11 protein-coding genes are annotated in these 12,163 nt (G+C 68.2%); 3 read left to right on the forward strand and 8 right to left on the reverse strand.

From position 1 onward, the window contains the following. The first annotated feature begins 184 nt into the window (after positions 1 to 184). Positions 185 to 1,717 (forward strand): glycosyltransferase family 39 protein, encoded by a 1,533-nt coding sequence (locus tag ACKY0W_RS12030; RefSeq protein WP_409434243.1) that lies wholly within the window; start codon positions 185 to 187, stop codon positions 1,715 to 1,717. A 26-nt stretch (positions 1,718 to 1,743) separates the two neighbouring features. On the opposite strand, the gene whiA is transcribed toward ACKY0W_RS12030, so the two are convergent. From whiA to ACKY0W_RS12070, 8 genes are all read right to left on the reverse strand, one after another. Then, the gene (gene whiA, locus ACKY0W_RS12035; protein ID WP_024443533.1) at positions 1,744 to 2,721 is read right to left on the reverse strand and encodes a DNA-binding protein WhiA; all 978 of its coding nucleotides are present in this window, start codon (positions 2,719 to 2,721) and stop codon (positions 1,744 to 1,746) included. Beyond that, positions 2,718 to 3,797 carry a uridine diphosphate-N-acetylglucosamine-binding protein YvcK gene (gene yvcK / locus ACKY0W_RS12040; RefSeq protein WP_409434244.1) on the reverse strand — a complete coding sequence of 360 codons (1,080 nt, stop codon included), beginning with the start codon at positions 3,795 to 3,797 and terminating at the stop codon, positions 2,718 to 2,720. The genes whiA and yvcK overlap by 4 nt, the downstream gene beginning before the upstream one ends. Next, positions 3,794 to 4,729: an RNase adapter RapZ gene (gene rapZ / locus ACKY0W_RS12045; protein ID WP_409434245.1), complete on the reverse strand. Its 936-nt coding sequence runs from the start codon at positions 4,727 to 4,729 to the stop codon at positions 3,794 to 3,796. Before rapZ ends, yvcK begins: the two co-directional genes overlap by 4 nt. Then, complete coding sequence (uvrC, locus tag ACKY0W_RS12050) at positions 4,726 to 6,684, reverse strand: excinuclease ABC subunit UvrC (protein WP_409434246.1); 1,959 nt, start codon at positions 6,682 to 6,684, stop codon at positions 4,726 to 4,728. The genes rapZ and uvrC overlap by 4 nt, the downstream gene beginning before the upstream one ends. Before the next feature lie 84 nt (positions 6,685 to 6,768). Beyond that, complete coding sequence (locus ACKY0W_RS12055; RefSeq protein ID WP_409434247.1) at positions 6,769 to 7,248, reverse strand: PH domain-containing protein; 480 nt, start codon at positions 7,246 to 7,248, stop codon at positions 6,769 to 6,771. Further along, positions 7,245 to 7,727: a 6,7-dimethyl-8-ribityllumazine synthase gene (gene ribH / locus ACKY0W_RS12060; protein ID WP_406759320.1), complete on the reverse strand. Its 483-nt coding sequence runs from the start codon at positions 7,725 to 7,727 to the stop codon at positions 7,245 to 7,247. The genes ACKY0W_RS12055 and ribH overlap by 4 nt, the downstream gene beginning before the upstream one ends. Then, the gene (locus ACKY0W_RS12065; protein WP_409434248.1) at positions 7,728 to 9,005 is read right to left on the reverse strand and encodes a bifunctional 3,4-dihydroxy-2-butanone-4-phosphate synthase/GTP cyclohydrolase II; all 1,278 of its coding nucleotides are present in this window, start codon (positions 9,003 to 9,005) and stop codon (positions 7,728 to 7,730) included. Between the two features lie 96 nt (positions 9,006 to 9,101). Beyond that, entirely contained in the window at positions 9,102 to 9,710 is a 609-nt protein-coding gene (locus ACKY0W_RS12070; RefSeq protein ID WP_409434249.1) for a riboflavin synthase, read from the reverse strand. Between the two features lie 215 nt (positions 9,711 to 9,925). Here ACKY0W_RS12070 and ACKY0W_RS12075 point away from each other — a divergent pair, with 215 nt between their 5' ends. Together ACKY0W_RS12075 and ACKY0W_RS12080 are read left to right on the forward strand one after the other, a co-directional pair. After that, positions 9,926 to 10,624, forward strand: coding sequence for an LppX_LprAFG lipoprotein (locus ACKY0W_RS12075; protein ID WP_409434250.1), 699 nt, complete (start codon positions 9,926 to 9,928; stop codon positions 10,622 to 10,624). Beyond that, entirely contained in the window at positions 10,624 to 12,162 is a 1,539-nt protein-coding gene (locus tag ACKY0W_RS12080; RefSeq protein ID WP_409434251.1) for an MFS transporter, read from the forward strand. Before ACKY0W_RS12075 ends, ACKY0W_RS12080 begins: the two co-directional genes overlap by 1 nt. Position 12,163: the final 1 nt, after the last annotated feature.

Consider the following 12,163-nt stretch of genomic DNA (forward strand, 5'->3'; position numbering starts at 1 on the left):
TGCCGCGTTCAGTTATAGCGGTCGGCGCAGCCGCGGGATGGGAGTTTCGGTTCGCTGGACGCAGCGAACCGCCCGGCCATGGCCTATCGGCCGCGGTATCCGGCTTAGGATCTGGCGTCAGAGAATTTCTTCCATCCGCGGGCATCCTCTGATGTGCGCTGTATCAGTCGACGGCGGCAGGTCAGTGAGCGATTCAACGAGTGCGGGTTCCCTGGCGGTGGCGCAGCAGCCGGTGCCGAAGATGGCCCGACTGCCGGTGGCGATCGTCGCGGCCACGGCCGCCGCCGTGCACCTGGCGGTAGCGACCAGATATGGCTGGTTCCCCGACGAGTTCTATTTCGTCATCTGCGGTCGCCACCTGGCGTGGGGATTTGTCGACCAACCCCCGCTGGTGCCCCTGCTGGCGCACATCGCCGAAGCGGTCCCGGGCGGTGGTCTGCTGACGCTGCGGTTGTTCGCCATCGCCGCACACGTCGGTTGCATCGTGTCGGCGGCACTGCTGACGGCGGAATTCGGCGGCCGGCGTCTGGCACAGGTCATCGCCGCCGCTGCGGTGGCAGCCTGTCCGGCATTCGTCGGCCTGTCCATGTATTTCGGCCCGACGGTCACCGATCAACTGCTCTGGCTGGCCGCGCTCGCACTGGTCGCGCGAGCACTGCGCCTGGGCACCGCGGCCCCGTGGCTGCTTGCCGGCGCGGTCGCCGGCATCGGGCTGGAGAACAAGCACACCGCCGTAGTACTGATTGCCGGAATCGCCGTGGGCCTGGTGATGTTTCGACGTGCGGCGCTGCGTACGCCGGGCCCCTGGCTTGCCGCCGGTGTTACGTTGCTGCTGGCCGCTCCGAATCTTTGGTGGATGGCCGCGCATGGGTGGCCGAATCTGCAGTTCGCACGGATGATCTCGCAGCATTCGCGCGACACTCTCGATTCGCTGGTTCAACTGCCGCTGCTGACCATCGGACTGGCCGGCCCGCTGCTGGTGGTGCTGTGGGTATCGGGGATCCGGTGGCTGGTTTCACCGGCCCGGCGTGAGCATCGGTGGGCATTGGCGGTGGTCGCCGTGGCCGTGGTCGTCTTCACCTGCACCAGCGGCAGGCCCTACTACGCCGCCCCGGTATTCGCGGTGCTGTTCGCGGCCGGGGCGGTGTATGTCGAATCCGCGCGTATGGCCCGCTCGCGTCCCGACCAGCCGGGCGAAAGCGCCTGGCCGCCACTGCGATGGGCTGCCACGCTCGCGGTGTCTTTCGTGGGCGCGGTGCTCCTGTGCCTGCCGGTGCTTCCGGTCTCGACTGCCCAGGCATTGCGCCAGATCAACCCATGGCTTGCCTCGACTTACGGCTGGCCGCAGTTCGCCAAACAGGTGGTTGCCGCAACGTCCTCCCTGCCCGCCCGCGTTCCGATCTTCACCGGTTACTACACCGAAGCCGGTGCATTGACCATCCTCGGGCCCGCCGCCGACCTTCGGCACCCGGTTTACAGCGCACATAACAACTACGCCCTGTGGGGTCCGCCGAAGGGCCGCCCGGACACCGTGGTCTGCGTCGGCGACTTCCCGCGCAGTTACCTGCTGAACTACTGGTCGCAGGTCACACCCTTGGCGACTGTCATCGCAGACGACGGCAGACACTCCTGGGAAACCGACCGCACGATCTATCTGTGTCAGCAGCCGCGCGGTAGCTGGGCCGAAATGTGGCCGTCACTCAGTCATTTCCACTGACGGCTATCGCCCAAGCGCCACCTTGGCTAGGCGTCTTCCAACAACTCCGGGGTGACCGCGGACTCGGTGTCGGGAATACCGTCCTGCTTGGCCTTGCGGTCGGCCATCGACAACAGCCGCCGGATGCGCCCCGCCACCGCGTCTTTGGTCATCGGCGGGTCAGCCAGCCGGCCCAGTTCCTCCAGGGAGGCCTGCCGGTGCTCGACCCGCAGCTTTCCCGCCGAGGCCAGGTGATCGGGCACGGTGTCGCCGAGGATCGCCAGTGCCCGTTCCACCCGCGCCGCCGCCGCCACGGCCGCCCGCGCGGAGCGGCGCAGGTTCGCGTCGTCGAAGTTGGCCAGCCGGTTGGCGGTCGCCCGCACCTCGCGGCGGATCCGGCGCTCCTCCCAGACCAGCCGGGTGTCCTGAGCGCCCATCCGGGTCAGCAGCGCGCCGATCGCCTCGCCATCGCGCACCACCACTCGATCCGCGCCGCGCACCTCGCGGGCCTTGGCACTGACCCCGAGCCGCCGCGCCGCGCCGACCAGCGCCAGGGCAGCTTCCGGGCCCGGGCAGCCAACCTCCAGGGCCGACGAGCGACCGGGCTCGGTCAGGGATCCGTGCGCCAAAAACGCTCCCCGCCAGGCAGCTTCGGCATCGGCGACACTGCCGCCGACGACCTGGGCGGGCAGACCGCGCACCGGGCGACCGCGCAGGTCCAACAACCCGGTCTGGCGGGCCAGCGCTTCGCCGTCCTTCGTCACGCGCAGCACATAACGCGTGCTCTTGCGCATCCCGCTGGCCGTCAGCACATGCACGATCGCGTTGTAGCCGTACAGGTCGAAGATGTCCTTGCGCAGCCGCCGCGCAATGACCCCCAGGTCCACCTCGGCTTCGACCACGACTCGACCAGCCACGATGTGCAGCCCGCCGGCGAAGCGCAGCAGTGCCGCGACCTCGGCGCGACGCGCGCTCACCGAACTGACCACGAGACGGCTCAGCTCGTCCTTGACTTCGGCCGTCATCGCCACGGCTTGTCACCTCCCGGCCCGAGCCCGCTCGGTCCACTCACGCCGGATTGCCGGCCCCCGCCCTCGGCCTGCGTCGCGACCGGTGTCGGAACGGTCAACGTCGATGCGTCGATGCTCCGAACCCCGTCCAGCGCCGCCGCCAACTTTCCTGGGTCATGTAAAGGTGTACCAGGTCGGGCCACGTCCACGAACCGAACCTCGGCAGCGAACAACGTGGCGGCACGTCGCAGCTGGTCGCGTTCGCGCTCACTGGGCACCCGGCCTGCATCGATGATGATGTGGTCCACGGTGAAACCGGGCGCATGTTGCGCCAACACATGTAGGTGGCGCTCCACGGAGAACCCCGCGGTCTCCCCCGGTTCGGCCACCAGGTTGAGCACCAGGGCGCGGCGGGCGGTGGTGTTCTGCAGCGCCGACGCCAATCCCGGCACCAGCAGGTGCGGGATCACGCTGGTGAACCACGAGCCCGGGCCGAGCACCACCAGGTCCGCAGACATGATGGCGTCCACCGCTTGGCGGGTCGCCGGCGGATTGCCGGGCAGCAGCCGCACCCGGCGCACCTTCCCCGGGGTGGTCGCGATGGCCACCTGGCCCCGAATCAGCCGGAACAGTCGCGGGTCGGCTTCCAGCCCGGCCACGTCGGCTTCGATCTGCAGCGCGATAGGGCACATCGGCAGCACCCGCCCCTTGACGCCCAGCATCCGGCCCAGTTCGTCGAGTGCGGCGACCGGGTCGGCGAGCACCTCGTTGAGGCCGGCCAGCAGCAGGTTGCCGATCGGATGCCCCGCGAGGGCGCCGCTGCCGCCGAAGCGGTGCTGCAAGATGGTCGCCCACAGCTGGCCCGTCGGGGTGTCCGAGGCCAGCGCCGCCAGTGCCATGCGCAGGTCCCCGGGCGGCACCACGTCCAGTTCACCGCGCAGCCGGCCCGAGGAGCCACCGTCGTCGGCAACGGTCACCACCGCAGTGACGTGAGGTGTCAGCCGGCGGGCGGCCGACAGCGTCGCGTACAGGCCGTGCCCACCACCGAGCGCGACGATGCTCGGATTGCCATTCGCGGGCTCAACGCTCATTCGCGGCCCAGATCCCGGTGCAGCACCCGCACCGACAACTCGTCGTTGTCATCCTGGGCATCCAACAGCCGCGCCAACGCCTCGGCGATGGCCACGCTGCGGTGCTTTCCGCCGGTGCACCCGATGGCCAGGGTCATGTACCGCTTTCCCTCTCGTCGATAGCCGCCGACCACCAGTGCCAGCAACCGGTGGTAGCCGGCAAGGAACTCATCGGCGCCCGGCTGGCTCAGCACGTAGTCGCGCACCGCCGGATGCTGCCCGGTGTGCGGACGTAGTTCGTCGACCCAGTGTGGGTTGGGCAGGAACCGCACGTCCATGACCATGTCGGCGTCCATCGGCAGGCCGTATTTGAAACCGAAGGATTCCACCGTGATGGACGTGGGTGCGATGACGGCGTCACCGCCGAACATCTCCTCGATGCTCTCGCGCAGTTCGCGCACACTGAGCACCGAGGTATCGATGACAAGGTCGGCGACCGCGCGCACCGGCGCCAGCATGATCCGCTCGGCCGCGATGCCCTCGGTGAGGGTCTGCTGACCCTGCAGAGGGTGACTGCGGCGGTTGTGCTCGTAGCGGCGGATCAGTACGTCGTCGCTGGCCTCCATGAACAGCACGCGCGGGTTGATGCCGCGGGTGGCCAGTTCGGTACGCACCGAGTCCAGGTCGCCGGTGAAACCGGCCGAGCGCACATCCATCACGACCGCCAGCTGGGTGATCCGGGAACCGGCCGCCAGCCCCAGATCCACCATGCGGGTGATCAGGTCGGGTGGCAGGTTGTCGGCGACGTACCAGCCGAGGTCCTCCAGTACCTTCGCCGCGGTGCCGCGCCCCGCTCCGGACAGTCCGGTCACCAAGACAACGTCGATACCGGCGCCGTCTCCAGGGCCGCCAACATCGCGCTCCCGCACGCCGTTCGGTGAGTCCGTGGTCATCCCGACATCCGTTGCTGTTCAGCGGCGCCCGCCGCACCGTCGGCTCCCAGCGCCTCGAGAACAGCGGCGGCGGTCGCCGCGCCGATTCCCGGGATGGAGGTGAGCTCTTCGACGGTAGCGCCTTTCAGTCGCGCCACCGAACCGAAATGGGAGATCAGCACCTTGCGCCGATGCTCGCCGAGCCCAGGCACCGCGTCCAGCACCGACTCCGTCATCCGCTTGGACCGCTTACTTCGGTGGTAGGTGATGGCGAACCGGTGCGCCTCGTCCCGAATCCTCTGCAACAGGTAGAGCCCTTCGCTCTGTCTCGGCAGGATGATCGGGTCCGGCTCGGAGGGCACCCACACCTCCTCCAGCCGTTTGGCCAGGCCGATGGTCGCGACGTCGGTGATGCCCAGCTCGGCCAGCACCGCCGCTGCGGCATTGACCTGCGGGGCACCGCCGTCCACCACGTAGAGATTGGGCGGATAGGCGAACTTACGCGATTTTCCTTCCGGGGCAAGAACTTCGGCGTCCAGATGCCGGCGGAACCGACGACGGGTCACTTCGGCGATCGAGGCCACATCATCGGAGCGCCCCTCGCCGGCGGCCTCCCGAATCGCGAAATGACGGTAGTCCGACTTGCGGGGCAATCCGTCCTCGAACACCACCAGCGACCCGACCACGTCGGTGCCCTGCACATGACTGATGTCGACGCACTCGATACGCAACGGAGCGTCGGGCAGACCCAGGGACTCCTGAATGTTCTGCAGTGCAGCAGATCTGGCCGTGAAATCTCCGGCCCGCTTCATCTTGTGTTGCTGCAGCGCATCTTTGGCATTGCGCTCGACGGTCTCAGCCAGAACCCGCTTGTCGCCACGCAGCGGCACCCGCAGCGAGACCCGTGAGCCCCGCAGCTCAGACAGCCAGCTGGTCAGCTCGTCGGCGTTGGCCGGCAGGCAGGGCACCAGCACCTCGCGCGGTACCGGGTTGGTCGGCTCGTCGGCCGCGCCTTCCAATTCGGCCTGGTCGCCGTAGAACTGGGTGACGAACTGCTCGACCAGCTGTTCCAGCGAGCTCTCGGCATCGCCGGGGTCGCCGGGCTTCTCAACGATCCAGCCGCGTTGGCCGCGCACCCGTCCACCGCGCACGTGAAACACCTGAACCGCTGCTTCCAGCTCATCGTCGGCGAATGCCACCACGTCGGCGTCGGTGCCGTCGCCGAGCACCACGGCCTGCTTCTCCAGGGCACGTTTCAGCGCGGCGACGTCGTCACGCAGGCGTGCGGCCCGCTCGAAGTCCAGTTCATCGGAGGCAGCCAACATCTGCTGCTCGAGACTGCGGACCAGCCGGTCGGTCTTGCCTGCCAGGAAGTCGCAGAAGTCGTCCACGATCCGCCGGTGCTCTGGTGCGCTGACCCGGCCGATGCACGGCGCCGAGCACTTGCCGATGTAGCCGAGCAGGCAGGGCCGGCCGATCTGCTGGTGGCGCTTGAACACACCGGCCGAACAGGTGCGCGCCGGAAAGACCCGCAGCAGCAGGTCCAGGGTCTCGCGAATCGCCCAGGCGTGCGAGTACGGCCCGAAGTAGCGCACCCCCCTGCGGCGCGGCCCGCGGTAGACCATCAGCCGCGGGTATTCCTCATTCAAGGTGACCGCCAGCACCGGGTAGGTCTTGTCGTCGCGGTAGCGGACGTTGAACCGCGGGTCGAACTCCTTGATCCAGTTGTATTCCAGCTGGAGTGCCTCGACCTCGGTGCCCACCACCGTCCACTCCACCTTGGCGGCGGTGGTCACCATCTGGCGGGTCCGCGGGTGCAGGCCGGCTATGTCGGCGAAGTACGACGTCAGCCGCGACCGCAGGCTTTTCGCCTTGCCCACGTAGATGACCCGGCCGTGCGGGTCAACGAACCGGTAGACGCCGGGCGCGACGGGAATGGAGCCGGGCGCCGGACGATAGGTCGCAGGGTCTGGCACGTTAACCAGGCTAGCGACGTTCGCAAGCGCGACGGAGTCGGGCGCTGGGGGCACCTCCCGCTCGCGGGGGACGGGTCGTCGCCATCAGATCCGGCCGGAAGGCGGTGGCGCGGGCCGATAGCGCGAGACCAGGGCCCGCAGCTCCCGCATGGCCTGCACGGCGTGCTCTTTGTCGGCGGACTGGATGGCCACCAGCGGAATGTATTCGTCGTCGGGCAACTCCAGCCGGGCCCAGCGCTTTCCCGCTGGGAAGGACACGCCGACGACCTGGGACCAGGGAATCAACCGGTCCCCGAGCGCATTGCGGACCGATACCCCGGATTCGCCCGCCCGCACGCGGGCCCGCGTCAACAGCAGCAGCGCGCCGGCCACGATCAGCCCCAGCACCACGACCGCCACCCGGTCATAGGTACGAAAGATCACGCCGCTGGCGCGGATTGTCAGCAACACGCTCACCACGACGTGGATGGTCACGATCAGGATCGCGACGATCCATACGCCAAAGCGCATCATGCGCGGACGTACCTGAAGATCCCAGCGCGGGGATCCGGCCGCGGGCGTCACAGCGCGGCGCGAAGCTCGCGCAGGGTCAGCGCCGTACTGAGCGCTGCGGCAGCTGCCTGAGCACCCTTGTCCTCGGTCGAGTCGGGCAATCCGGCGCGGTCCAGCGCCTGCGCCTCATCGTTGACGGTGAGCACGCCGTTGGCCACCGGGGTCGACGCGTCCAGCGACACCCGGGTCAGGCCCTGGGTCACTGCGTCACACACATAGTCGAAATGCGGTGTGGCGCCGCGGATCACGACTCCCAGAGCAACCACGGCGTCATGGTTTCGGGCCACTTCCTGCGCCACCACCGGGATCTCGATCGCCCCGAGCACCCGGACCACCGTCGGTTCGGCGATGCCCGCGTCGGCGGCCACCTTGCGTGCCCCGGCCAGCAGTGCGTCACAGATACGGGTGTGCCAGGTGCTGGCCACGATCGCCAGGCGCACACCAGAGGCGTCGAGCGCCGGCATATCCGGCACTCCTGCGGCTGGACTCATCTACAGCGCCCCGCCGAATTCATCCGGCAGGTGGGAGGAGTCGTCGAAATCCTCCAAGCCGGTCAGTTCATGACCCATCCGGTCACGCTTGGTCAGCAGGTAGCGGATGTTCTCGGAGTTGGCTCGCACCGGCAGCGGCACCCGCTCGATGATGTGCAGGCCGTAGCCGTCCAGCCCGACGCGCTTGGCCGGGTTGTTGGTGAGCAGCCGCATCGAACGAACACCCAGATCGGAGAGGATCTGCGCTCCGATTCCGTAGTCGCGGGCGTCGGCCGGCAGCCCCAGTTTGAGGTTGGCGTCGACGGTGTCGTCGCCGGCGTCCTGCAGCTGGTAGGCCTGCAGTTTGTGCAGCAGCCCGATGCCGCGGCCCTCGTGGCCACGCATGTAGAGCACCACCCCGCGGCCCTCCTGCGCGACCATCGCCAGTGCCGCGTCCAGCTGCGGACCGCAGTCGCAGCGCCGGGAGCCGAAAACATCGCCGGTCAGGCACTCCGAGTGCACGCGAACCAGCACGTCGTCGCCGTCGTTGTTCGGCCCGGCGATCTCGCCGCGAACCAGCGCGACATGCTCGACGTCCTCGTAGATGCTGGTGTAGCCGACCGCCCGGAACTCGCCGTGGCGGGTCGGGATGCGGGCCTCAGCGACCCGTTCGATGTGCTTTTCGTGCTTGCGCCGCCACTCGATCATGTCGGCGATCGAGATCAGGGCCAGGCCGTGCTCATCGGCGAAGACCCGCAGCTCTTCGGTCTGAGCCATGGCGCCCTCGTCCTTCTGGCTGACGATCTCGCAGATCGCGCCGGCGGGCTGCAGGCCGGCCATCCGGGCCAGGTCGACGGCGGCCTCGGTGTGGCCGGGCCGGCGCAGTACCCCACCGTCCTTGGCCCGCAGCGGGACCACGTGGCCCGGGCGGGTGAAGTCGTCGGCGACACTGCCCGGGTCGGCCAACAGACGCATCGTGGTGGCCCGGTCCGATGCCGAAATCCCGGTCCCGACGTTGTTTTTCGCGTCAACGGTGACGGTGTAGGCGGTGCCGTGCTTGTCCTGGTTCACCGCATACATCGGCAGCAGGCCCAGCCGGTCGCAGATGGCGCCGTCCAGGGGCACGCACAGATAGCCGGAGGTGTAGCGGACCATGAACGCCACCAACTCGGGGGTGGCCTTCTCGGCGGCGAAGATCAGATCGCCTTCGTTCTCGCGGTCTTCGTCGTCGATGACGACGACGGCCTTGCCGGCCGCGATGTCGGCAACCGCCCGCTCGACGGTGTCCAACTTCGTCATCTATGCCACCTTGGTTTCGCCGTCGGAAAGCGCCCCGTCGGCGCAACCCGCCCATCCAGTATGAACCACCCCGGACCCACGGTTCGCGCCGTGGACTCATTCCGTGGGCTTTGTCACCAGCCGCTCGACGTACTTGGCGATCACGTCCACCTCGAGATTGACCACCGTGCCGACCGGCGCCCGTCCCAGGGTGGTCAGCTCCAGCGTGGTCGGAATCAGCGAGACTTCAAAGAAATCGTCAGGGTCAGCACCCAGCCCGGACACCGTCAGCGAGGTCCCGTCCACGGTGATCGAGCCCTTCTCCACCACGTAGCGCGCCAGCGACGCCGGCAACCCGATCCGCACCACTTCCCAATGCTGCCCGGGGGTGCGGGCCAGGACCTGTCCCGTCCCGTCGACGTGGCCCTGCACGATGTGGCCGCCCAGCCTGCTGTTCAGCGCGGCCGCACGTTCCAGGTTTACCGGGCTGCCGACCTGCAACGATCCCAGACTGGACCGCTCCAGCGTCTCGCGCATCACGTCGGCGCTGAACTGGCCACCGGGTTGTACATCGACCACGGTCAGGCACACGCCGTTGACGGCGATCGAGTCGCCGTGGCGTGCGTCGGAGGTGACGGTGGGACCCTGGATGACCAGGCGCGCAGCGTCGGCGAGATCCTCCCGGCCGACCAGCTCGCCCAGTTCCTCGACGATTCCGGTGAACATCACAACAGGCTAGCGACGATCACAAGCGCGACGAAGTCGGGCGCAGTGGGTCGGCGCCATAGGCCCCAGCCGATCACAAGCGCGACGAAGTCGGGCGCAGTGGGTCGGCGCCATAGGCCCCAGCCGATCACAAGCGCGACGAAGTCGGGCGCAGTGGGTCGGCGCCGTCGAACAATGTCTACGCTGCCCTACCTCGATCCGGCGGCCTCTATACGATGTCCCCCATGCGCAGACTTCTCATCGCCCTGGCCACCGCGACCACTGCCGCCGCGCTGTTCGCCGGCTGTTCTTCCAAGGATGCCGGCGGACCGTTGCCGGAAGCGACGACGCTGGTCAAGGAATCGGCCACCACCACCGCCAACCTCAAGAGCGCGCACCTGGCGCTCTCGGTGACCGGCCAGATCAAGAACCTCCCGGTCAAGACCCTCGAGGGTGACCTGACCACCCAGCCGACGACCGCGGCCAAGGGCAGCGCGACCATCATGATGCTGGGCTCGGATGTCGACGCTAAGTTCATCGTGATCGATGGCGACCTCTACGCGGCGATCACCGGCGACGACTACGACAACTACGGCTCCGCCGACAAGATCTACGACGTTGCCGCGATTCTGAGCCCGGAGAAGGGCTTGGCCAACATGCTGTCCAACCTGGCTGACGCGAAGGCCGCCGGCCGCGACACCATCAACGGCCAGAAGGCCGTCCGGGTCACCGGCAACGCGTCCGTCGACGCCGTGAACGCCCTCGCGCCGCAGTTGAAGGCCACCGCGCCGACGCCGGCCACGGTGTGGATCCAAGAGGATGGCGACCACCAGCTGGTCCAGGCCCAGCTCAACCCCAGTGCGGGCAACTCCATCCAGATGACCCTGTCGAACTGGAACGCACCGGTCACGATTGAGAAGCCGGCGGGAGCGTAATGCGGGTCAACCGCACGCTGGCGATCGGCGCGGGTAGCCTCGCCGTCCTGCTCGGGGCCCTCGACACCTATGTCGTGGTCACGATCATGCGCGACATCATGGCGCCGCAGCCGGCGGGTGTGGGCATCCCGATCAACAAGATCCAGCAGCTGACGCCGATCATCACCTGTTATCTGCTCGGCTACATCGCAGCGATGCCGTTGCTGGGCCGGGCCTCCGACCGGTTCGGCCGCAAGCTGCTGCTGCAGGTCAGCCTGGCCACATTCGCCATCGGCTCGGTGGTGACGGCAATGTCGACCGACCTGACGATGCTGGTAGTCGGCCGCACCATCCAGGGCGTCGCGGCCGGGGCGCTGTTGCCGGTGACGTTCGCTCTCGGTGCCGACCTGTGGGCGCAGCGCCGCCGGTCGGCGGTGTTGGGCTGGATCGCCGGCGCCCAGGAACTGGGCAGCGTGCTGGGTCCGCTGTACGGCATCTTCATCGTCTGGGCGCTGACCAGCTGGCGAGACGTGTTCTGGATCAACGTGCCGCTGACCGTGCTGGCCATGGTGTTGATCCACTTCAGTCTGCCGCCGCAGTCCACCGACGGCCCCCGAGAGCGTGTCGATGTGGTCGGCGGATTGCTGCTGGCGGTGATCCTGGGTCTGCTGACGATCGGCCTGTACAACCCCGACCCCAGCGCCAAGCAGGCGCTGCCCAACCACGGTGCGGCGTACCTGTTGGTTGCGGCGATCGCGCTGGTGGCGTTCGTGGTCTGGGAGATCAAATCGCCGACGAAGCTGCTCGACCCGGCCGGCGCCCGGATGGGCCCGTTTCTGGCCGCATTGGGCTCCTCGCTGTGTGCCGGCGCCGCACTGATGGTCACCCTGGTCGACGTCGAACTGTTCGGCCAGGGCGTGCTCGGAAAGACCCAGAACGAGGCGGCGATGCTGCTGCTGTGGTTCCTGGCAGCACTGCCCATCGGCGCCGTGGTGGGCGGTGCGATAGCCACCACGGTCGGTGACCGGCTGGTGACGTTCGTCGGGCTGCTGATCGCCGCCGGGGGCTACTGGCTGATCTCGAAGTGGCCGGTGGACCTGATGGCCTACCACCACGAGGTGCTCGGCATGAGCCTTCCGGCGGCACACACCGACCAGATCCTGGCCGGCTTCGGTTTGGGCCTGGTGATCGGCCCGCTGACCTCAGCGGTCATGCGCGTGGTGCCGCCGCGGGAGCACGGCATCGCCGCGGCGGGCGTGGTGGTGGCCCGGATGACCGGGATGTTGATCGGCATGGCCGCCCTGTCGGCGTGGGGCCTGTACCGGTTCAACCAGATCCTGGCCGGCCTGCCCAAGATGCCCGGCGGCAGCTTGGCCGAGAAGATGGCCGGCACTGCTGCCAACTCCAAGTTGGCCTTCGCGATGATGTACGGCGAGATCTTCGGGATCACCGCCATCATCTGTGTGGTGGGCGCGGTGCTCGGATTGTTCATCGGCAGCAACGACGTTCACGCCGAAGATCCCGAGGTGCCCGAGCCGGAGGCCGCCATCTCGCGGTGAG

Origin of the sequence: Mycobacterium sp. SMC-14 (genome assembly GCF_046250075.1) — a bacterium.
Lineage (GTDB): Bacteria > Actinomycetota > Actinomycetes > Mycobacteriales > Mycobacteriaceae > Mycobacterium.

What these genes read in the sequence shown, in the direction of transcription:
- whiA (WP_024443533.1), bottom strand. Translation starts at nt 2,721, where the DNA reads ATGACGGCCGAAGTCAAGGACGAGCTGAGCCGTCTCGTGGTCAGTTCG.
- yvcK (WP_409434244.1), bottom strand. Translation starts at nt 3,797, where the DNA reads ATGAGCGTTGAGCCCGCGAATGGCAATCCGAGCATCGTCGCGCTCGGT.
- rapZ (WP_409434245.1), bottom strand. Translation starts at nt 4,729, where the DNA reads ATGACCACGGACTCACCGAACGGCGTGCGGGAGCGCGATGTTGGCGGC.
- ribH (WP_406759320.1), bottom strand. Translation starts at nt 7,727, where the DNA reads ATGAGTCCAGCCGCAGGAGTGCCGGATATGCCGGCGCTCGACGCCTCT.
- ACKY0W_RS12065 (WP_409434248.1), bottom strand. Translation starts at nt 9,005, where the DNA reads ATGACGAAGTTGGACACCGTCGAGCGGGCGGTTGCCGACATCGCGGCC.
- ACKY0W_RS12070 (WP_409434249.1), bottom strand. Translation starts at nt 9,710, where the DNA reads ATGTTCACCGGAATCGTCGAGGAACTGGGCGAGCTGGTCGGCCGGGAG.
- ACKY0W_RS12075 (WP_409434250.1), top strand. Translation starts at nt 9,926, where the DNA reads ATGTCCCCCATGCGCAGACTTCTCATCGCCCTGGCCACCGCGACCACT.
- ACKY0W_RS12080 (WP_409434251.1), top strand. Translation starts at nt 10,624, where the DNA reads ATGCGGGTCAACCGCACGCTGGCGATCGGCGCGGGTAGCCTCGCCGTC.